18 protein-coding genes are annotated in these 22,602 nt (G+C 41.6%); 12 read left to right on the top strand and 6 right to left on the bottom strand.

Translation table 11 applies throughout. From position 1 onward, the window contains the following. Positions 1-90 precede the first annotated feature (90 nt). From TV75_RS06070 to TV75_RS06060, 3 genes are all read left to right on the top strand, one after another. The gene (locus TV75_RS06070) at positions 91-1,278 is read left to right on the top strand and encodes a DUF418 domain-containing protein (RefSeq protein WP_044337730.1); all 1,188 of its coding nucleotides are present in this window, start codon (positions 91-93) and stop codon (positions 1,276-1,278) included. Positions 1,279-1,311: 33 nt separating this feature from the next. Beyond that, positions 1,312-2,181 carry a fumarylacetoacetate hydrolase family protein gene (locus TV75_RS06065; RefSeq protein WP_044337729.1) on the top strand — a complete coding sequence of 290 codons (870 nt, stop codon included), beginning with the start codon at positions 1,312-1,314 and terminating at the stop codon, positions 2,179-2,181. Positions 2,182-2,253: 72 nt separating this feature from the next. Continuing rightward, positions 2,254-2,625: a YisL family protein gene (locus TV75_RS06060; protein ID WP_044337728.1), complete on the top strand. Its 372-nt coding sequence runs from the start codon at positions 2,254-2,256 to the stop codon at positions 2,623-2,625. Positions 2,626-2,703: 78 nt separating this feature from the next. Here TV75_RS06060 and TV75_RS06055 read toward each other — a convergent pair whose 3' ends face one another. After that, entirely contained in the window at positions 2,704-3,267 is a 564-nt protein-coding gene (locus TV75_RS06055; RefSeq protein WP_044337727.1) for a DUF2777 family protein, read from the bottom strand. A 148-nt stretch (positions 3,268-3,415) separates the two neighbouring features. Here TV75_RS06055 and asnB point away from each other — a divergent pair, with 148 nt between their 5' ends. The 4 genes from asnB (at position 3,416) to TV75_RS06035 (ending at position 9,587) form a co-directional block, all read left to right on the top strand. Beyond that, positions 3,416-5,272 (top strand): asparagine synthase (glutamine-hydrolyzing), encoded by a 1,857-nt coding sequence (asnB, locus tag TV75_RS06050; RefSeq protein ID WP_172655624.1) that lies wholly within the window; start codon positions 3,416-3,418, stop codon positions 5,270-5,272. A gap of 490 nt (positions 5,273-5,762) precedes the next feature. Beyond that, positions 5,763-7,286, top strand: coding sequence for a phytoene desaturase family protein (locus tag TV75_RS06045; RefSeq protein ID WP_044337725.1), 1,524 nt, complete (start codon positions 5,763-5,765; stop codon positions 7,284-7,286). After that, a complete protein-coding gene (locus tag TV75_RS06040) occupies positions 7,283-8,785 on the top strand; it encodes a phytoene desaturase family protein (protein WP_044337724.1) in 1,503 nt (500 codons plus the stop codon). Before TV75_RS06045 ends, TV75_RS06040 begins: the two co-directional genes overlap by 4 nt. Further along, positions 8,751-9,587, top strand: coding sequence for a phytoene/squalene synthase family protein (locus tag TV75_RS06035; RefSeq protein WP_044337723.1), 837 nt, complete (start codon positions 8,751-8,753; stop codon positions 9,585-9,587). Before TV75_RS06040 ends, TV75_RS06035 begins: the two co-directional genes overlap by 35 nt. 100 nt (positions 9,588-9,687) lie before the next feature. Here the strand turns inward: TV75_RS06035 and TV75_RS06030 are convergent, their stop codons facing one another. The 4 genes from TV75_RS06030 to TV75_RS06015 form a co-directional block, all read right to left on the bottom strand. After that, positions 9,688-11,076: an ammonium transporter gene (locus TV75_RS06030; RefSeq protein ID WP_044337722.1), complete on the bottom strand. Its 1,389-nt coding sequence runs from the start codon at positions 11,074-11,076 to the stop codon at positions 9,688-9,690. A 55-nt stretch (positions 11,077-11,131) separates the two neighbouring features. Beyond that, positions 11,132-11,473 (bottom strand): P-II family nitrogen regulator, encoded by a 342-nt coding sequence (locus TV75_RS06025; protein ID WP_044337721.1) that lies wholly within the window; start codon positions 11,471-11,473, stop codon positions 11,132-11,134. A gap of 307 nt (positions 11,474-11,780) precedes the next feature. Further along, positions 11,781-13,136 carry an MATE family efflux transporter gene (locus tag TV75_RS06020; RefSeq protein ID WP_044337720.1) on the bottom strand — a complete coding sequence of 452 codons (1,356 nt, stop codon included), beginning with the start codon at positions 13,134-13,136 and terminating at the stop codon, positions 11,781-11,783. A 79-nt stretch (positions 13,137-13,215) separates the two neighbouring features. After that, positions 13,216-14,976, bottom strand: a complete 1,761-nt coding sequence (locus TV75_RS06015) for an alpha-glycosidase (protein WP_044337719.1) — start codon at positions 14,974-14,976, stop codon at positions 13,216-13,218. 293 nt (positions 14,977-15,269) lie between these two features. On the opposite strand from TV75_RS06015, the gene TV75_RS06010 reads away from it, so the two are divergent. The 5 genes from TV75_RS06010 (at position 15,270) to TV75_RS05990 (ending at position 21,587) form a co-directional block, all read left to right on the top strand. Then, on the top strand, positions 15,270-16,550 hold the full coding sequence (locus TV75_RS06010) for an extracellular solute-binding protein (protein WP_044337718.1): 1,281 nt from the start codon (positions 15,270-15,272) through the stop codon (positions 16,548-16,550). A 151-nt stretch (positions 16,551-16,701) separates the two neighbouring features. Continuing rightward, positions 16,702-17,988 (top strand): carbohydrate ABC transporter permease, encoded by a 1,287-nt coding sequence (locus TV75_RS06005; RefSeq protein ID WP_044337717.1) that lies wholly within the window; start codon positions 16,702-16,704, stop codon positions 17,986-17,988. A 1-nt stretch (position 17,989) separates the two neighbouring features. Then, the gene (locus TV75_RS06000; protein WP_044337716.1) at positions 17,990-18,832 is read left to right on the top strand and encodes a sugar ABC transporter permease; all 843 of its coding nucleotides are present in this window, start codon (positions 17,990-17,992) and stop codon (positions 18,830-18,832) included. A gap of 38 nt (positions 18,833-18,870) precedes the next feature. Next, a complete protein-coding gene (locus TV75_RS05995) occupies positions 18,871-20,409 on the top strand; it encodes an alpha-amylase family glycosyl hydrolase (protein WP_044337715.1) in 1,539 nt (512 codons plus the stop codon). Positions 20,410-20,555: 146 nt separating this feature from the next. Next, positions 20,556-21,587, top strand: coding sequence for a LacI family DNA-binding transcriptional regulator (locus TV75_RS05990; RefSeq protein WP_044337714.1), 1,032 nt, complete (start codon positions 20,556-20,558; stop codon positions 21,585-21,587). Positions 21,588-21,651: 64 nt separating this feature from the next. Here TV75_RS05990 and TV75_RS05985 read toward each other — a convergent pair whose 3' ends face one another. Further along, the gene (locus TV75_RS05985) at positions 21,652-22,521 is read right to left on the bottom strand and encodes an SDR family oxidoreductase (RefSeq protein WP_044337713.1); all 870 of its coding nucleotides are present in this window, start codon (positions 22,519-22,521) and stop codon (positions 21,652-21,654) included. Positions 22,522-22,602 lie beyond the last annotated feature (81 nt).

The following is a 22,602-nucleotide window of genomic DNA, read 5'->3' as shown; positions in this document are numbered from 1 at the left end:
TATGTGAGAAGAATGAATAGGTGATAATCGCCTATTTTCCCATTTGGAGTTAAAATGGAACTAAGATTATATTTTTCGGAGGAACTGTTAATGAACTCTTTTTCGCCAACTGAACATTCAGAACGTATTGTAATTCTTGATGTGATTAGAGGATTTTCATTACTTGGGATCTTTATCATCAATATGATTTCCTTTCATTCACCATTTCTCTATCTTGACCCCTATTCCTGGTGGAAAACGCCTGAAGATGTCGCCTTGTATCCATGGATAGATATATTGGTCCAGGCAAGCTTCTATCCTCTGTTCGCCATGATGTTTGGTTATGGTTTGGGCATTCAGCAGCAAAGGGCAACTGTCAAGGGAACGTCTTTCTATCTATTTGGAATCAGAAGGCTTCTTATCTTATTAGTGATTGGCTGCATTCATGCTTTCCTGATCTGGTCTGGGGATATCTTGATTAACTATGCCGTATTCGGGTTGCTGCTCCTCGTTTTTATGAGGCTGTCTGGAAAGGGATTATTGTGGTTAGGGGGATTGTTATTTCTGCTGCCTCAATTATTTTTCAGTATTCTGCTAGTATTAATGACATTTACAGATCCCACTGGCGTAACGCAGTTCACTGATATCCAGTCGCTGCAGGATTCTGTTGCCGCTTATGCATCTGGTAGCTTCAGCGGTATTATGGAGCAGCGTTTTCAGGACTGGTATGCTGTGAATTCACCAGGTAATCTCATATTCTTGTTACTTTCTATTTTACCAATGATGATGATTGGAGCAGGTGCTAGTAAACTGCAACTATTGGAAAAAGTAAGAGCTTATAAGAAATCATGGATTGTTATAGGAAGCTGTACTTTAGTGATTGGGATCATCATTAAATCAATGCCATTATTCTTTCAGGCCAATTTTGCATATGCGTATATTCAAGACTTTTTGGGAGGTCCGTTCTTATCAGTATCTTATGCAATAATCCTCTCATTATTATTGTTGAATGAAAAAATCATGAAGTGGACCAAGCCATTAGCCTCAGTAGGGAAGATGTCTCTAACCAACTACCTCATGCAATCGATCATCGGTACCCTGATTTTCTATTCGTATGGATTTGGACTGTATGGGGAAGTGACGTTAACGACGGGGACTTTATTGGCGATTGGCATTTACGCTATCCAAGTGATCCTTTCAGAAATTTGGTTATCCAAGTTTAAATACGGTCCTGTTGAGAAGCTGTGGCGTGTATTAAGCTATGGAAAAAGCAATATTGTAAAAAAGGGAGAATTATAGTTTATTAAGCAAAAACAAAGGGGATGATAAGGGATGAAATTTGTCAGTTTTCAGGTTGGGGATAGACAGGCGTATGGTGTGGAGCGAGATGGAAGAATTATAGAGTTAGCAGGTTTGCACGGCTTGCCTCAGGATTTGCTTGGTGGAATAGAACAGGGGGAAGGCTTTCTTCAAAAGGTGAAATATGTTCTAAAGGACGATTCGGTTGAAGGCCCCTCTTATTCACAGGATGGGATAAAGTGGCTTTCACCGCTTCCGAATGTGAAGAGGAATATTATGTGTGTGGGGAAAAATTATCGTGATCATGCCATCGAAATGGGCAGCGAACAGGATATCCCAAAAGACATCATGATTTTCACTAAAGCCACCAATACCGTAATCGGACATGGAGAAACGGTGCTGCATCATGGTGAAATGACGGAGCAGCTTGATTATGAAGGGGAGCTTGCTGTAGTGATTGGCAAGAGAGGGAAAGGAATTTCCACGGAAGACGCCTTGGAGCACGTATTTGGATATACGATACTTAATGATATAACCGCCAGGGATCTGCAGAAAAAGCATGGCCAATTTTTTATCGGTAAGAGCCTTGATACAACATGCCCGATCGGCCCTTATCTTTTGACTAAGGATGAAGTAATCGATCCTCAGAATCTAACGATAACTACTAGGGTAAATGATGAAATCCGCCAATCTTCGAACACGCGTGAAATGATTTTCACCATCCCCACCATCATTTCAACGCTATCAATGGGGATGACACTTGAACCTGGTGATATTATTGCTACAGGAACACCTGCGGGAGTAGGGAAAGGCTTCAATCCTCCGCGCTTTCTCAAGAAGGGTGACAAAATGGAGATCGAAATTGAATCCCTTGGAATTTTGACAAATCAGTTACAGGCTTAGTTAAAATTTCTGTTGGAGTAAAGACTATGGTAATATTATGAGCGTAAACTATCTACCTGTAGGAGGTTCATTATGTTTGATAATACACACGCCCATATTACAACTTGGGTCATTGCGATTATTCTTTTCTTTGTAGCGGTTGGATTACATAATGCAGGAAAGAAAAAAGGCATGAAAGTTGTACATATGATTTTACGGTTATTCTACCTGCTCATTATATTAACGGGTGCCCTATTATTCTGGAAGCATCAAGGAATAAATCCTGCCCTTTATGGCATAAAGGGATTGGTTGGAATCTGGGTCATCGGGATGTTCGAGATGGTCTTGGTCCGTATGAACAAAGGCAAGAGCACAAAGATGTTTTGGATTCAATTGATCATCGCTTTAATCATTGTTCTTTATTTGGGATTACGTTTGCCCCTGGGCTTGAATTTCCTTGGATAGAGAGGTAATAGAAAAAAAGCAAATGCCTGCCGGTATCCGGCAGGCATTTGCTTTTTTCTATTTGGGTTTATGAATGGATTAAATATTAAAACTTTCAATCACGATTCGTCTACCCGTGCTTAAAGTGAATTCAAAGCGGTCACGCTTTTTTTTGTAATAAGTGAAGTGATGCTGAACGGCACACACTTCAACCCCGTTATCGAAGGTGATGAAGTTCACCCCTTCTTTGATTTTTTGATTTCCGAGAAAAACAAGGTGGTTGTGGCAAAAGATACTATCATAAATAGAATACCCCAGATTGTTTAAGGCTGTTGTAAACTGATGAAAAGCATCATCAGAAATCTCTTCCAATAAATTCTCCAACGAATACAATATAGTCTTCTTTATTTGAATTCGATCGCCATTCTCAATTCTTAACCGCTCATAAGGCGTAACGATAATGCCATCTTCCAACAGAACACCTGTAAGCCAGTCTCCATCTCTATATACTTTCAATTCATGATTGAGGTAAAATTCGAGCTCTGACTCTTCCTCGGCATCGATTTCGAAAAAGTACCACGTATCCTCTTCGAAAAGAGCAGTGCCCTCGGAGTAGGACCTTTTTTGGGATTTTAAAATGTTTGATCGAAATATGTTGCTCAAGTGAATATCCCTCCTTATCTACATTTCTTGTCATAATTATCATATTTCATTCATGTAAAGATTGATTGAGACAATTAACCATTTCAACCTACGGGCATAGAATAATTTATGTGTCCGTGAGCCCAGTTTGTTTGATTAGAAAGTGAGGATGATCACTATGTGCGGAATTACAGGTTGGATCCATTATAAACGAGATTTGTCGGATCAAAAAGAAGTAGTAGAAAAAATGGCTGAAACCCTTTCTAAAAGAGGACCTGATGAAACGAATGTATGGATTGATCAACATGTTGCCTTTGGTCATAAACGATTAATTGTAGTAGATCCTGCAGGTGGAAGACAGCCCATGACCATTCAGCATCATGACCACATTTTTACCATCTGCTACAATGGAGAACTTTACAATACAGAGGATTTAAGAAAGATACTTATATCTAAGGGTTATACATTTAAAGGCCATTCTGATACAGAGGTCCTGTTGACGTCTTATATTGAGTGGCGAGAGGAATGTGTCCATCATTTGAATGGAATATTCGCTTTTGCGGTATGGGACAGCGAAAAGGAGCACGTATTTATAGGAAGGGACCGGATGGGCGTTAAGCCTTTATTTTATTTTGAAAAGGAAGAAGGAATCCTTTTCGGTTCGGAAATTAAAGCATTATTGGCACATCCAGATGTTTTGCCTCAGGTGGATCATCAAGGATTAGCGGAGGTGTTGGGACTCGGACCATCCCGTACGCCAGGGAATGGTGTATTTAAAGGAGTGAAGGAACTCCGGCCGGCTCATGCTTTACTATTTTCTACAAAGGGCTTGAAAATATGGAGATACTGGAATGTGAAGAGTGAGAAGCATACAGATTCTTTTATTGAAACAGTTGCGAAAGTTCGCTTTCTCGTAACCGACGCCATCAAAAGACAGCTTGTTTCCGATGTGCCCCTTTGTACTTTCTTATCCGGCGGACTTGATTCAAGTGCCATTACAGCGGTAGCAGCGAATTGCTATAAAGAAGAGGGTAAAGGAAGTCTTCATACGTACTCCATCGACTATGAGGAAAATGATCAATACTTTAAGGCAAACGATTTTCAGCCGAACTCCGATGCACCTTGGATTGAAAAGATGACTTCTGAATTTAAAACAGTCCACCATCGCAGTGTCATTAGTCAACAACAATTAAAGGACTATCTCACTGAGGCGGTTCATGTAAGAGATTTACCGGGAATGGCTGATGTTGATTCATCCCTCTTATGGTTCTGCCGGGAAATTAAACAGGACTTCACGGTTGGTTTATCAGGAGAATGTGCGGATGAAATATTCGGGGGATACCCTTGGTTTCACCGTCCTGAAGATTTTGACCGCAGAGGATTTCCATGGATGCGCTCCACGGCTGAGCGTCAAGGCCTGCTGAAGGAAGAATGGAGTAAGAAATTAAATCTTGAAGAATATGTGCTGGAGCAATATGATAGCACGGTAGCAGAAACCCCATTATTAGAAGGGGAAAATGAAGTTGAATCGAAAAGAAGGCAATTATTCTACCTGAATCTGATTTGGTTCATGACGACATTGTTAGATCGCAAGGACCGCATGAGTATGGGGGCAAGCTTGGAGGTCAGGGTGCCATTCGCTGATCATAGACTTGTAGAATACGTCTGGAACATCCCATGGGAGATGAAAATGCACGAAGGAAGAGAAAAGGGGATTCTGCGAAAGGCTCTCGAGGGAGTACTACCACACGAAGTCCTTTATCGCAAGAAGAGTCCGTATCCGAAAACACATCACCCTGTATACACGAAACTGGTCAGTGACTGGTTGAATGAAATACTTGAAGACAAATCAAGTGTTCTATATGAATTGTTCGATGAAGAAAAACTGAAAGAAATCGTTGCAACAGGCGGATCTGCCTTCCAGGTACCATGGTACGGTCAACTCATGACCGGTCCCCAACTACTTGCCCACCTGGCACAGATCCATGTTTGGTTTAAAGATTATAATGTTGAGATTGTGGAATAATAGCTATTTGAAAAGGTGAGCTTCTTTTAAAGGGCTTGCCTTTTTGGTTTGGATCAGGACGATAGGAGAGATGTGGTAGGGGAGGGAAATAAAAGTTAATGTCGGGTTTCATTTGATAACGGCTGAATTATCTTGAAAAACAGCATGGATTTTAATAAAACCTATAAGAATTAAGAGACCGGTACAAACATAGATTTAAGTATTAATGATTTGAAAAGGAGGCATAGTAAAAGGAGGGTACCTTTTATATGTCTCCTTATTGTGTTTTCAAATAGTGATCTATCCTGTTCAAACAGCGGATATAAGCTGAGCTGAATGCTTAAGGTACGCGATCATTATATAAGAGACAAGCCCAATTATATTGGGGTGATGAAATTTTTTTTGAAAATGAGAGCTTAAACTTTGTTTCTAGTAAAAAAGAATTGTATACTGTATTTGTATAAGTATTGTATAATGAATGTACAAATAAATTGCATTGGAGGCTGTAACGATGGCCAAAAAAATGATCGTCATAGGCGCTGGTCCAGGTGGCTTGGCAGCTGCAATGCTGCTAGCCGGCAAGGGATACGATGTAGAAGTGTATGAGAAGCAAACGTTCGTTGGCGGACGAAACGGTTCTGTCACCATGGATGGGTATACGTTCGATATTGGTCCAACGTTCTTGAGCATGCCTGAAATTGCTGAGGAATTATTCGAGGCAGCAGGAAGAAATCTTCACGATTATCTGGATTTAAAAGAGCTCTCCATGATGTATGAACTTATTTTTAAAGATAAAAGAGTGCAAATGTTTAAAGACCCGGAGAAACTATCCCGGGAAATCGAGCGTCATTATCCCGGCAATGCAGAGGGTTATACACGCTTTATGAATGATACTCGTAAAAAAATGGAACGTTTAAAGCCGATTCTACAAAGTCCCATGGATCGATATTATCAATATATCAGCTGGAAGGTTTTGAGAGCACTTCCCCAATTATCATTAGGGAAATCACTGTATAGTGTGTTAAGTGATTATTTCACCGATCATGAATTGAGGTTGGCTTTTACCTTCCAATCAAAATATTTAGGGATGTCACCGTGGGAGTGTCCGGGAGCATTCTCGATTTTATCTTTCATGGAACATGAATATGGCATTTTTCATCCGATCGGCGGGTTGAATCAGCTTTCTGAAGCCATGGCCAAAGTAGTAACTGAGCATGGCGGTTCCATCCATTTGGGCCGGGGGGTCAAGAAATTGTGGATTGAAGATCGTAATGTGGTGAAGGGAATCATTACAGAAGATGGAGAGAAGGTTTCCGCAGATGAAGTCATCATCAATGGAGATTTTGCTCATGTGATGAGTAACCTTGTAGAAGATGGGGTTCTCAAGAAATACAGTAAAGAAAAACTGAAGAAGAAGAAGTATTCCTGCTCCACCTTCATGATTTATCTTGGAATCGATAAACAGTATGATCTTCCTCATCACAGCATCCTGTTTGCAGAGGACTATAAGAGAAATGTGGAGGAAATAACGGAGACGTTTACACTTCCGGAAGATCCTTCCATCTATATTCAAAATGCTTCTGTGACAGATAAGACGCTTGCTCCTCCAGGACATTCCACTTTATATATCCTTGCTCCCGTTCCGAATAATGTAAGCGGAATCGATTGGACAGAGAATGAACAAACGTTTCGGAACCTTGTTCTGGATGTGGTTGAAAGCAAAACAGGCTTAAAGGACATTCGGGAACATATTCGAGTCGAAAAAATCATCTCTCCTCATCACTGGGAAACGGACTTCAATATATACGAAGGTGCTACCTTCAATCTTGGTCACCAATTAACTCAGATGATGGCACTAAGACCTCACAACAAATTTGAAGAACTTGAAAACTGCTGGCTGGTCGGTGGAGGAACTCATCCGGGAAGCGGATTGCCAACGATATTAGAATCAGCCCGTATTACAACGAATATGCTGATGAACGAAGATCCGTCCTACTCATTCCGAAAAGATCAAGCAATGGGGGAAGCCTTATGAAGACGGCAGTTGTTGGATCGGGTATCGGCGGACTGATATCGGCCCTGTTACTATCGAAAGAGGGACATGAGGTGACGGTGTATGAAAAAGAGTCCATCATCGGTGGGCGCCTTGCCTTTGTTCAGGAAGGTGAGTACAAAATCGATAAAGGACCGACCATCGTGCTTCTGCCTGAAATGCTACTTTCCATTCTTTCAGAAGCAGATATAAAGACAGACGCAATTGAATTTGTTCGTTGTGACCCTTTGTATAATGTTCATTTTGCAGACGGGCAGACATATACCAAGTATGCTGATATGGATAAGCAATATGAAGAAATAAAACAAAAGTTTCCTGGAGATGAAGACGGATTCCTGCAATTTATGGATGATATGGATGAACGGTTTACAATCGGAAAGCCTCAATTTCTTGAATCCTCTTTTCTAAAAACAAAAGACTATATGAACAGGCAAACCCTGGGTTCGCTGCTTAAGTTAAAAGCATACAGGAACGTGATGGGGAACTTAAAGCATTATTTTCATCATGAAAAACTACAAACCGCTTACGGGCTTCAAACCTTATACATCGGCGGGAATCCCTATACGACTCCTGCGATTTATAGTTTAGTATCCTTTAGTGAGCATAAACATGGTATTTATTATATAAAAGGTGGTTATGCCTCTCTTTTGGAGCATGTACTAGAGGCATGTGAACGAAATGGTATCATAATCAAGACCTCCTCAGCTGTCACAGAAATAGAGACTACAGGAGAAAAAGCGACTCATATCGTCCACGGAAACCGTAGAGAAGAAATAGATGCGGTGATCATCAATGGAGATTTTCCTACGGCATCAAAATTAGTAAAGAAGAAGTCCCCTAAACCATACAAACCTTCGTCTGGTTGCGTCCTGTTGTATATGGGCGTGGAGGGGAAGTTTGATGAAAAGGAAATGCATCAATTTTATCTAAATGAAGATTTCTCTAGAAATATGGAGGATATTTTCAAGAATAAGAGAATTCCTAAAGAACCTTCATTTTACGTATTTAACCCGTCGAAAGTTGATTCATCCCTTGCTCCTGGAGGGAACAGTGTCCTATACGTCCTTATTCCTGTTCCGGTTTCCGAGAAATTGGACTGGAAAGAGGCTTCAGAATTTCTTTCCAATTCCGTATTGGATACAATGGAGAAAAGGGGCTTTAAAGAGTTAAGAAAGCGAATGAAGTGGATGAAAGTAAGGACACCTGAAGAAGCAAGACAAGAGGGGTTATATTCAGGAGGAAGCTTCGGTATTGCACCCAGTTTACGTCAATCAGGTCCGTTCAGGCCACAGGTACAACCGTTTGCAGAAAAGAATATCTTTGCTGTGGGAGCATCCATCCATCCGGGTGGGGGAGTACCGATCGTCATGCAGGGGGCAAAACTCGTAGCTGAAACCTTTAAAGAACATTATAAAACCGAGTCGGAAAGGAAGGATGTGGCCTTACATGAACAAGATCTTGGAAGCGTACGATCATTGTGAGATTATCATTAAACTTCACTCAAAGACGTTTTACAGAGCATTCTCCCTGTTGCCGAAGGACCAAAGAAAAGCAGTATGGGCTGTTTATGCATTTTGTCGAAAAGTAGATGATATCGTGGATGAGGGCATCTGCCCTTCTAAAGAATTGCTTCAATTCGAAAGAGAATTCGAATCATTTCTTAGGGGATATTATAACGAAGAAGAGCCTATGTGGATAGCCTTAAACGATGTGTTTAAACATTTCAATATGGATATCGGAGCTTTTCGGGATATGATTAAAGGTCAACGGATGGATTTGAACGAGAGAGTTTACGTGACGATGGATGATGTACTGGACTATTCTTATCACGTAGCGAGCACTGTAGGGTTAATGCTTCTGCCTATCCTTGCTCCCGGGAAAGAGCATCAATTGAGAGAAGATGGGATTTACTTAGGCTATGCCATGCAGCTTACCAATATATTAAGAGATATTGGTGAGGATCTGGAAAGAGGAAGATTATATATCCCGCAGGATTTATTAGTTAAATATGAATATACCGTAACAGAATTAATGGATTATCGAAATAATGATGCTTTTCGGTCCATATGGGAAGATATGGCTCGGGTTGCAGAAGATTATTATGATAAAGCATTCCGTACAATGAATCTTTATCCTGTGTATTCAAGGACACCGGTGAAGGGTGCTGCATTATTGTATCGGGCCATCCTGAGTGAAGTTAGAAAAAATCACTATAATGTTTTTTCCAAGAAGCATTTTGTCTCAAAAGATGTAAAAGAAAAAATCATTTCAACGATATCGTAAATAAGCCCGTCTGGAAGCTTTAGCTGGAAGCCTTCCATACGGGCTTATTTTTGTTTGGCGGCAAAAAAAAGAGAGCCGCTCTAAAGCAGCTCCCGATTGGTTAAATCGTGTTTCGTTGATTCATGGTTTCACTTACTTTACCTGTTCCGATCGAATTTAATCGGTCAACCAGGTCAGACCCAAAAGGAGAAGTGGAAGAAACGTTCGATTCTAATACAGTATCCTTTAGTTCATATGCGTTCGATCCATGCTCTGTAAAGTCCAGTCCTGAAAGTTCTTCTTCACGTGAAACCCGGATACTTGATACTCTCGTGACGATGAACAGGAAACCGCCGACTGTAACGGAAGTCCAGGAAATAACTGCGAGAACGCCGAGGGCCTGAGTGGCTACTAAAGAAACGCCACCACCATATAACAAACCGTTTGAAACATCAAACAATCCAACTGCTACAGTACCCCAGATCCCACAAATGCCATGGACGGCAATGGCTCCAACTGGATCATCGACTTTAAGCTTTGAATCGATGAACGTTACTGCTTCAACCAGGATCACTCCTGCAATAAGCCCGATAAAGAGAGAACCGACAAGTGATACATTGGCACAGCCGGCGGTGATTCCGACAAGTCCTCCCAGTGCTCCGTTTAAGGTCAGGGAAGGATCGATGCGTTTATATCTAACCAAAGTGTAGAAAGCGGATGAAAGGATGGCAGCTGATGCTGAGAATAAAGTTGTTGTAATCACCTGGGGCACAAGTGTCGGATCAGCAGCTAAGCTGCTGCCTCCATTGAATCCAAACCAGCCGAACCAAAGGATGAATACGCCAAGGGCACCGATCGGGATATTATGACCAGGAATAACATTCACTTTCCCTTTATTGTATTTGCCGATACGTGCCCCAAGGAAAAGCACCGTAATGAAAGCCCCGACAGCACCAGTTAAATGAACGACAGTAGATCCTGCAAAATCGACGAATCCAAGCTCTGAAAGCCATCCCCCACCCCAAATCCAATGTCCGACAATCGGATAAATGATTCCGGTCATGGCAATGGTCAATAGAATATAACTTTTAAGCTTCATTCGTTCAGCTACAGCACCTGAAATGATTGTTGCACATGTAGCGGCAAATACGGATTGGAATAGGAAGAAGCCGATGTCTTCACGCCCTGATAGGAAGAAACTGTCAGACCCAATGATGCCTCCGGATGTTCCTCCGAACATAAACCCAAATCCTACAATGAAAAACAGGACAGAAGCAATGGCTACAGTTAAGAAGTTTTTCATCAGGATATTAAGGGAGTTCTTGGCTCGGGTAAATCCAGTCTCCACCATGGCGAATCCAGCGTGCATGAAGAACACAAGGATTGCAGCAATCATGACCCACAGGGAGTCAACGGATGCTTGAACAGATTCTGCGGTAGGGGCCGCAGCAAAAGCAGTAGTGCTCACAAACAATGACAGAAGCAACAGAGCAGAAATTTTTTTAATCAATGGTATCCCTCCAAAATTGGTTTGGTAAAGCGCTAGTGGCTATGCATGAAATCATCTATAAAACGGCTTTTTTTCCTCGTTCACCTGTACGGATGCGAATGATATCCTCAACCGGATAGATGAAAATCTTCCCGTCTCCTACGGTATCAGTACTGCAATGTTCAACTATGAGATCAATAATGTCTTCAACCTGACCATCGTCGACAATCATTTCCACCTTTACACGGGGGACTAACTGCAGTTCAAATTTATTCCCTCTGAAAATCCCTTGCTTTCCTTTTTGTTTTCCACAGCCGGCTGCTTCCGATACCGTCAGTCCGCTGAATCCACGAAGGCATAACGCTTCCCGCAGGGACAAGAATGCTTCTGCCCGAATAATCGCTTCTACTTTTTTCATTGTGGTTCCTCCTTTGTTTTTTGTTTCCTTTTGAAATGAAATACTTCCTGGATGTAAGGTTTTATGACATGAATAAGTTATATTATTTATCATATTCAGAAAATAATAAAAGTTCAAGTGTTAATTTGTAATGTAAGCGTTTTTATGTAAAAAAACTTAACATGAATTTATGGATGCGTTTTCATTTGGTGTGAAAAAAAGAGTCAGCTCGCTAAGGAGCTGACTCTTTTTAAAGGAGATGTGGGTTAAGGTAGCGGTGGTCAATGGACTTGCGAAAAGGTTCGCAACCACCTGGAGGTCCGTCCCTCTATACTGCGCTTTTATCGCTTTGGACAAATCGTTTGTGGATCCATATTTTGGATCGCCAGCGTTTGAGCATGATAATGCCTCGGAGCCATTCATCGGCAATGAAGGATATCCAGATCCCGATAAGTCCGAGCCCGAACCAGATGCCGAGTATATAGGAGAGCGTAACGCTTACTCCCCACATTGATAAGATCCCCATATAGACAGGGAAGCGTACGTCACCTGTTGCTCTCAGTGCATTAATGACGACTAGATTGAAACTTCTGCCTGGTTCGAGAATGATGGTCAGGTAGATCAATGTTTTACCAAGAGAAATGATTTCTTCGTTGTTTGTGAATATTCGCAGCAGCGGCTCTGCTGCGATAGAGAAAATTCCAGCCATAATAAGAGAAATGAAGATAGCAATCTTTAAACTTTTCAAACACCGCTCATAGGCACTGTCGAATTGTTTCGCTCCGATCATATGACCAATGATAATTTGAGTTCCCTGACTGATCGCTACGCTGAATAAAAAGATAAACATCATCAGGTTTTGTGCATACACCTTGGTGGTCAATGCGTTCGTCCCGATACTTGCTATTAAATACGTAATGACCATTTGTGAGCCATTATAAGATAAATGTTCTCCTGCAGAGGGAATCCCGATGCGTAATAAATTCTTTACATGGGAAATGGGTAAACGAAAAAGTCTCTTCATTGGAAGAGCATTGGGGATTCGTTTGGTGATCACGATGATGCTCACTATGAATCCGATCAGTCTGGAAGCGATCGTGGAAATCGCTACCCCTTCCACCCCTAAAACAGGAAAGCCAAATGGACCAAAGATAAATAAATAGTTCCCGATCACATTGATGATATTCATTCCGATGGTAATGTACATGGCGTCTTTTGTGTAGCCATAGCTCCTCATGATGGAACCTGCAGTCATGATCAAGGCCTGGATGAAGGCGAATCCTCCGACGATTTTTAAATAAGAAGAGGCTTCATTCATCAGTGATCGTGGAAGATCCATCGATAGCAGAATCGGTTCACTGAAAAATACAAGGACGATACTAAGGAAAAGACCGAATCCTAAGTTAACGGCAATGGAAACGATGGACACTTCTCCAGCCAATCGATTCTCCTGGGCTCCCAGATGCTGAGCTACAAGAATGGCGGTACCTGTAGCGACAAATCCAAACATGACAATAATGAGAGAAAGGATTTGATTGGAAACCCCGACGGCTGCAACAGAGTCATCTGAGTACTGACTTAGCATTAACGTATCGGCATTTCCCATCAGCATATGAAGAAAGATTTCAATGAAAATCGGCCAAGTCAGGGCAAAGAGGGTCATGTTTTTTTGATTCTTGGGCATAGATTTTCTCCTTATGATTTAAATAGATAAGGGGACTAACCGTTAAGGTGTAGTCCCACTTTTTACGAACAAAGCTTTATTAAAATTTCAATATTGCAAATCCATACCCCTCGAGTGCCACTTCGATGGACTCTGCTTCAGCGGCAAATTCTTCTCCACTCCACAGATTTGTGATTTTCTCTCCTTTTAATTCAAATGGAAGAGTGTAGGTGGTCGATTCATCACTGCAGTTTAATAGAACAAATATTGTTTCCTCTCCGTTTGATTTGGTGAAGGAAAGGCAATGCTCATGAAGGTCCCCGGGTAAAAATGTCAAATTCCCTTCGTTGCTTAACAGTGGATACTGCTTGCGAAGGGCGATATGTTTCTGTATATGCCCGAAGAGCTCTTCATTATGTTGTTCTTGTTCCCATGGGAAGCACTTACGGCACCCTGGATCCTGTTCACCGGTCAGGCCGATTTCATCACCATAATAAATACAAGGGGTACCTGTGAAAGTGAGCATGAACGTGTAGATTTGTTTAGCACGTCGGATATCTTCGCCGCACTCTGTTAATACACGCGGTGTATCGTGACTTCCGACAAGGTTGAAATTCACTTCGTTTACGTTCTTTGGATACATATGAACAACCGAAGTCATGTTTTCTACAAATCGAGAAGCAGAAATTGTTTGATGAGCGAACAGATTCAATAGATTTGTCGTGAAAGGATAGTTCATGACAGCGTCGAATTGATCTCCCCGCAACCAAGGCATTGAATCGTGCCAAATTTCTCCTAAGATATATAAATCAGGCTTTATGCTTTTCACTTCTTTGCGGAATTCACGCCAGAAGTGGTGATCGACTTCATTTGCAACATCCAGTCGCCATCCATCGATATCAAATTCCTTAATCCAGTATCGGCCAACCTCTAATAGATAATTGCGAACCTCTTCATTTTCAGTATTTAACTTCGGCATGGAAGCTTCGAATGCAAAGGTATCATAATTAGGCGGCAAAATGTCTATATCCAAAGGAAATTCATTTACATGAAACCACTCTTTGTAAGGAGAGTCCTCACCGTTTTCGAGTACATCCTGGAACTGTTCGAAGTAGAAGCCGCTGTGATTGAAGACGGCATCCAGCATGACTCTAATTTCATTTTCATGACAAACCTTAATTAATTCCTTCAATGTTTCTTTTGTCCCAAACTGTGGGTCGATTTCGAAATAATCAATCGTGTCGTATTTATGATTAGAATGAGCTTTAAAAATTGGGGTGAAATAGATCCCGGAGATCCCAAGCTCTTTTAGATAAGGGATGTTCTCGATCACACCTTCTAGATCCCCTCCGAAGAAATTGGTTGGAGTGGGCTCAGCGCTATTCCAAGCCAGTGTTCCTTCAGGATCATTATCAGTATTCCCATTTGCGAATCGCTCAGGGAAGATTTGATACCATACTGTATCCTTCACCCAAGCCGGTGCTTGAAAGACATCGATGGTATTCAAGAACGGGAAGCAGAAGTAATCCCCGATATCAGTAGAAGGGGTCCCATTAAATCCTTTTTCTCCATAAAACACTTCTTCTGTTTCGTCATGCAGAAGGAAGCCATAACGAAGGCGTCTGTAAGGAGGGGAGATGGGAGCAAACCAATAATCAAAAAGCTGATCTGTTCCGGTTAAAATCATCTCCTTACGATCATATAGCCATTTTCCATCCTCCCATCGATAAGGGTCTCCGTGCAGGAGTGTGACGTTTTCTACATCATTCTTCTTCGTACGAATCCGTATGTGTAATTCATTATTTGTGCAAGCGTATGCATAATTATCTTTCGGTCTATGATAGATGGCTTCCAATAGCATCGTATATCCTCCTCTTTTTCATTCCATTTAAAGAGTATTCTAAACCAACAATGTTGTCAATGATAGGTATCCAATCTAGTAAAGCGTTTTCTTTTTCTTCCTCGCAAACATAAAAAAATTTCAAAAAAGTATTGTCAAAGTAGATTTAATTTGTATAATAAGAAGTAGGTTGTGCAATCGTTTTCACAAAGAATGTAAGCGATATCTTGAGAGATTTAGTCATAGTATGTGCAAGCGTTTGTTCAGTCTAACAGAAAGCTTAATATTTTTCACCATACTTAGGAGGGGTCGAGATGAAGAAAGCGTTATCATTATTAATGGTAATCATGCTTGTACTAGGGGCGTTGGCTGCTTGTGGTCCTAATCGTGAAGAAGGATCAGGAAACAACGACAGCGGAGAGAAAAAAGCTGACGATGCAAACAAACCTGAAAAACTGGTTGTCTGGGAAGATGAAAAGAAATCTGGATGGCTGGATGAAGTAGGTGCTAAGTTCGAAGAAGAAACTGGCATCAAAGTAGAAGTAAAAGAAGTCGAAATGGCTACTAAAATGAAAGAACAATTACGTTTAGACGGTCCTGCCGGAACTGGTCCGGACGTATTAACATTACCACATGACCAAATTGGTGAGCTTGCTCTTGCCGGTCATATTGCTGCATTAGAAGTTGAAGGGGACATTGAAGAGCGTTTCACTGAATCTTCCATGACAGCAGAGAGTTATGATGGGAAATTATATGGTCTTCCAAAATCTTCTGAAACGCCTGTATTTGTTTACAACAAAGCGTTGATGGAAGAAGCACCAAAGACAATGGATGAAGTATACTCATTCTCTAAGGATTTCACGAAAGATGGAAACTACGGTTTCTTGGCTCTATGGGACAACTTCTATTTCGCTCATGCACCGATCGGTGGATTCGGCGGATATGTTTTTGCTGAAAATGATGGAGCATTAGACGCGCAAGATCTTGGTTTAAATAATGAAGGTGCTGTAGAAGGTACTGAATATATTCAAAAATGGTACTCGGAAGGATTATTCCCTAAAGGTATCGTTGGAGAAAATGGTGGATCAGCAATGGACGGTCTATTTAATGAAGGAAAAGTTGCTTCTGTAATGAACGGTCCATGGTCTTTCCAAGGTTACAAAGATGCTGGAATCGATATCGGCATTTCGGCTATGCCTAAACTTCCAAACGGAGAGCCAATGAAAACATTCATGGGTGTTAAAGGCTGGCACGTATCAGGATATTCTGAAAATAAAGAGTGGGCTCAAAAATTCATCGAGTTCATCACTCAAGATGAGTATGCTAAATTACGTTTTGAACAAACACAAGAAGTACCAACAAACCAAGGCTTGATCGACGATCCTGCGATTGCTGATAATCCTGGTGCAAAAGCGGTTGCCGAGCAATCTCAATATGCGGTTCCAATGCCAAACATTCCTGAAATGGGAGAGGTTTGGGGACCGATGGCAGATTCACTTCAAACGGTTGTGACGGGCAAACAAGAACCGAAAGCGGCCCTTGATGCAGCTGTAAAGCAAATTCAACAAAACATTGAAGCGAACCACTCTAACTAATGCATAAACATAGCGGTACCTTCTCATACTTGAGAGGTACTGCTATCCTTTTAAAGACCCATTCAAGGGCTTTTTAAGGAAATAAAGATTTCTTTTCTTAAAAAGCTCTTGAAGCTTATCAAAATTGTGAACGCAGAAAGGGGAATATAGGATGGAGCAACAATCCTATCAAACAAAACATAGAAAAACAGCACTGGCCCTTTCCCTAATCCCTGGATTAGGTCAGATGTATCATAGACAGTTTCTGAAAGGCGGATTCTTCCTGATCATGACAGCCGCTTTTATCCTTGTCTTTAGAGATTTGATCGGTTACGGATTATGGGGGATTACAACGCTTGGGACAGACATCTCATACGGAGATCATTCCATTTTCTTAATGGTATACGGAATCCTGGCAATCATCGTATTAATCTTCGGAATCGGATTCTACTTATTCAATCTTCGGGACGCATATAAAAACGGAGAAAAGAGAGACAGGGGAGAGAAGCTAAGTACGATTCGGGAACAGTACAGGAATTTAATAGACAATGGCTTCCCATATCTCATCATGTCTCCTGGATTCTTACTACTCGTTTTCGTAGTCATTTTCCCGATCATATTTGTTATTTTACTTGCGTTTACAAACTATGATTTGTATCACTCACCACCGGCTAAATTGGTCGACTGGGTAGGGATTCAAAACTTTGTTGATATTTTCAAGATTGATATTTGGAGAGAGACTTTCATTACCGTATTAGCCTGGACACTTGTTTGGACATTCGGTGCCACAACGCTTCAAGTTGCCCTGGGTGTATTCCTTGCCATCCTGGTCAATCAAAAAGATTTAAAAGGAAAAGCAATCATTCGTACGGTGTTCATCTTACCTTGGGCCATCCCGGCTTTCGTTTCCATTTTGGTTTTCGCAGGGATGTTCAATGAATCCTTCGGAACGATCAACCGGGATATCCTAGGATTCTTCGGCATTGAAGGTTTACCATGGATGACAGAACCGATGTATACACGGATTGCCCTGATCGGTATTCAAGCCTGGTTAGGCTTCCCATTCATCTTTGCCATGACAACGGGGGTACTTCAATCGATTCCTGACGAGCTTTATGAAGCAGCAACGGTGGACGGGGCATCAGCTTTCCAGAAATTCAAGAACATAACGTTGCCACTCGTTCTATTTGCAACGGCACCAATCATCATTACGCAATATACATTTAACTTTAATAACTTTAACGTTATTTACTTATTCAATGGCGGAGGACCTGCCCTGACAGGACAAAATGCAGGCGGAACGGACATTCTGATTTCATGGATCTACAGTCTGACTATGACATCCGCACAGTATTCGAAAGCCGCTGCCATCACATTATTATTATCTGTCATCGTCATTACAGTAGCGATCTGGCAGTTCAAGAGAACGAAATCATTCCAAGAAGAGGATATGATGTAATATGAATATGAAGAGACAGAAACTCATACGTTTAACACTTTCATACGCAGCCATCGCAATCATGTTTGCCATCATTCTTTACCCGGTTGCATGGATCATCGGATCTTCATTCAACCCAGGTCAAAGTTTGTCCGGTTCATCCATCATCCCGAAGAATGCAACATTGGCACATTATAAAGAACTATTCGATCTGGAGCAAAGTAATTATATGCTTTGGTACTGGAACTCATTAAAAGTCAGTTTATCAACTATGGCACTTACGGTTTTACTGGTCAGTTTAACGGCTTACTCTTTCTCGCGTTACCGTTTCGCCGGCCGGAAGAATGGATTAATGACATTCCTGATCCTGCAAATGATTCCTAACTTTGCTGCATTAATTGCGATTTTCGTTTTAGCACTATTAACAGATCTATTGGATACCCATATTGGATTGATCCTCGTATACGTAGGTGGACAAATCCCAATGAATACATGGTTAATGAAAGGGTATCTGGATACGATTCCGAAAGAGCTTGATGAGTCAGCAAAAATGGACGGAGCGGGACATTTGCGTATCTTCTTCCAAATCGTCATGCCCCTTGCGAAACCGATCATTGCGGTCGTTGCACTATTTTCATTCATTGCACCATTCGCAGACTTTATCATTGCAAGTATCCTTCTGCGTTCAGAAAAAATGTACACATTGCCGGTTGCACTTTATGATATGGTAGCAAAACAATTCGGAGCTGAATTTACTACATTTGCTGCTGGATCTGTATTAATTGCCGTACCGATTGCTCTATTATTCCTGTTCTTCCAGAAATACTTCGTTTCAGGATTGACGGCAGGGGGTACAAAAGGATAATCTTATAGGCGTTACTAATAGTTTTAGGAGGAGCGGAGATGAAAAGAAGAGTATTATCTCTCATTTTAGTCCCGTTTCTTCTTTTTTACGCCCTTCCGGTAGGTGCAGTTGAAAAAGAAGAAAGAAAATGGCAGGATGAGACCATTTATTTTCTAATGGTCGATCGCTTTAATAACGGGGATACGAGCAATGATGTTCAAGTGGATACGAAGGACCCTAAAGCCTATCAGGGCGGGGATTTTCAAGGTGTGATTGATAAGCTGGACTATATTAAGGATATGGGATTCACCGCCATATGGCTGACCCCCGTCTTTGATAATCAACCGCTGGGTTATCATGGGTATTGGATAACTGATTTCTATAAGACAGAAGAGCATTTCGGTTCAATGGAAACGTTCAAAAAGCTTGTTGATGAAGCTCATAAGCGGGATATGAAAGTGATGCTGGATTTTGTGGTAAACCATGTCGGACCTGAACACCCCTGGGTGAAGGACCCTGAAAAAGCGGACTGGTTTCACGAAAATCAACAGATGAACTTTGATAATGAAGAAAGCCTTCAAAATGCGTGGTTATATGACCTTCCCGATTTAAATACCGAAAATCCCGAAGTGAAAAACTACTTATTTGATGCCGCCAAATGGTGGATCGAAGAAACCGATGTTGACGGCTATCGATTGGATACGGTCCGTCATGTACCCCAGGAATTCTGGACTGAATTCAGCGAAGAGGTTAAGTCAGTCAAGGAAGACTTCTATCTTCTTGGAGAAGTGTACGATCGCGATCCCCAGAAGATAGCGAAGTACAATGATGTAGGAATCGATGGATTCGTTAACTTTCCTCAAGCAGAAGAAATGCGTTCTGTGTTCCAAAAACCTGATACATCGATGGATCGACTGTTTAACTTTTGGAAATACAATGAAACGTACTATGATGATCCCTATTTAATGGGAACTTTTATCGATAATCATGATATGGAACGTTTTACGAGACTGCTCGTTCAAGAGAAGCTCTTCCCGGGTACCAGGTGGAAGCTCGCTCTGGCGTATATGTACACAACCCCAGGAATCCCGATTGTTTATTATGGATCGGAAATCGCCGTCGATGGTGGAAATGACCCGGATAATCGCCGCTTTATGAATTTCAGGGCAGATGAAGAACTGATTGATTATATCACTCAATTAGGAAGAATTCGTCAAGATTATCCTGCACTGACCAGAGGGACGATTGAACCCATCTATGAAAAAGACGGCATGGGAATATTCAAGCGTGTCTACGGGGATCAAACACTCATAGTCGCGATTAACAACACTAGTGAATCTAAAAAAGTTCAACTGAGTGAAGAAGAATTAGCGGAAAATAGTGAGCTGAAAGGGTTACTAACCGCAGACCTGGTACGTAGTGATAAAGATGGAAACTATACAATCATACTTGATCGTGAAGAAGCAGAGGTTTATTCCCTTAAGCAGAAGAGTGGATTGAATTATCCTTATCTATTGGCGCTCGGTACGGTGTATGTCCTTTTCTTACTCTTTATTTATCTTGTATGGAACCGTGGAAGAAAGAAAAAGCAGTCATAAATCCATCAAGGGCTCTGACTAGGAGCCCTGTTTTTCCAAAACTTCAAGATTAATAAAATGGAAGCGTTTTAATTCATGAATAAAATAGAATAAAGCAGCCTTCGTCACGTAAGAGGGTAAGTTTTTTAAAGAGGGGGGTGGAATGAATGGCGGTCACCATAAAGGATGTTGCAAAGCTTGCAAACGTAGCACCATCTACGGTTTCACGGGTTATTGCAAATAATCCAAGAATCAGCGAGAAAACAAAGCAAAAAGTAAGAGAAGCGATGGAGCAGTTGGGATATCATCCTAACTTCATCGCAAGGAGCCTGGCGAATCAATCCACGCAAGTATTGGGACTTGTATTACCAGGTTCAGCTAGTACTTTTTCACAAAACCCATTCTTTCCAACAGTATTAAGAGGACTAAGTGAAGGGGCACAGGAAAAACAATACGCATTACAAATGTCCACGGGTCAATCTGAAGAAGAAATATATGAAGGTGTCGTCCAAATGGTTCAAGGGGGAAGAGTAGACGGTATCATCCTCCTATACTCGAAAGTGGAAGATAAGGTTATGAACTATTTAAAAGATCGCGACTTTCCCTTTGTTGTCGTAGGTAAGCCCTACAAATATTGTGAAGAAATCACCCATGTAGACAATGACAATTACAGGGCAACGAAGGAAGTGACCGATTATCTCTTAAAGCTTGGTCATGAGTGTATCGGCTTTATCGGGGGGGACCTCAATCTCGTTGTAACCGTCGAGCGTCTATTAGGTTATGAGAAGGCTTTGCGGGATGCTGGGATTGATATGAAAGACAAGTACATCATTCATGAAGAATTCCTTCGAGAAGGAGGACGTGAAGCCATTAATGAGCTTATGCAATTAGATGATCCTCCGACGGCCCTGGTAGTGGCCGATGACTTAATGGCATTGGGCGTACTCAACACACTGGATGAAATGGACATCCGTGTTCCTGATGACATCTCCATTGTCAGCTTCAACAATGTACTCCTGGCCGAAATGTCCCGTCCACCGCTCACATCAGTGGATATCAATATATTCAACCTGGGGAACGAGGCAGCTAAGAGTCTTATCCAAAAGATTGAAAACCCCAAAGAGCCGATCAAGAGAATCATCGTTCCACATCAGCTCGTTACAAGATGCTCCTGCAGTGAGCGAAAAGTGAAATCATGATAAAAAGCGACTGAAACGTTGGAATCTCCCTTAATGGAGACTCATATGTTCAGTCGCTTTCATTTTAACCGTTTATAACCGTCCCGCCATTAATATGAATCATCTGTCCTGATACGTAGCTTGAATCTTCGCTTGCTAAGTATACGTATGCAGGGCCTAATTCATACGGCTGACCGGCACGTCCAAGTGGAGTGTTCCCTCCAAACTGAGATACCTTTTGAGAGCTGAAGGTGGACGGAATCAGAGGAGTCCAAATCGGGCCAGGTGCCACGCCGTTTACTCTGATTCCATCGGATGCAATGTTTTCTGCAAGGGATCGCGTGAAGCTGACAATGGCACCCTTGGTAGAAGAGTAATCAATCAAATCCTTATTCCCTTTATAAGCTGTGATAGAAGCCGTGTTAATAATGGAAGCTCCCTTTTTAAGAAGAGGCAATGCTGCCCTGGTTAAGTAGAACATAGAGAATACATTCGTCTTAAAGGTACGCTCCAACTGTTCATCACTTATATCCGTAAGCCCTGCCTGAGGATGCTGTTCAGCAGCATTATTCACAAGAATATCAAGTTTCCCGAACTCTGAAATCGTTTTATTCACGATGTCTTTACAAAATGTCGAGCTTCCGATATCACCTGACAGCAGGATACACCTTACACCTTCAGCTTCCACCAATTCCTTCGTCTTATTCGCATCTTCATGTTCATCTAAATAAGAAATGGCAACATGGGCGCCTTCCCTGGCAAAATACCAGGCGACCGATCGTCCTATCCCGCTGTCTCCTCCGGTGATAAGGGCGACCTTCCCGTCTAACTTTCCGCTGCCTTTATAATTTTGATCTGTATGGATCGGCTGGGGATTCATTTCATCCACAGTACCAGGCTGATGATCCTGGTGCTGGGGGGGGAACGTTTGCTTCTGGTTTTGTTGTTGTGACAATGAAAACACTCCTTTGATGATTTGGGTTATCTTAGGATAGTGTTTACCCGGAAAAGATAATTATTAACATGTTTCTTTTGG

Origin of the sequence: Rossellomorea aquimaris (genome assembly GCF_000935355.1) — a bacterium.
GTDB lineage: Bacteria > Bacillota > Bacilli > Bacillales > Bacillaceae_B > Rossellomorea > Rossellomorea aquimaris_B.
This window is presented reverse-complemented; position numbering and strand designations above follow the sequence as displayed.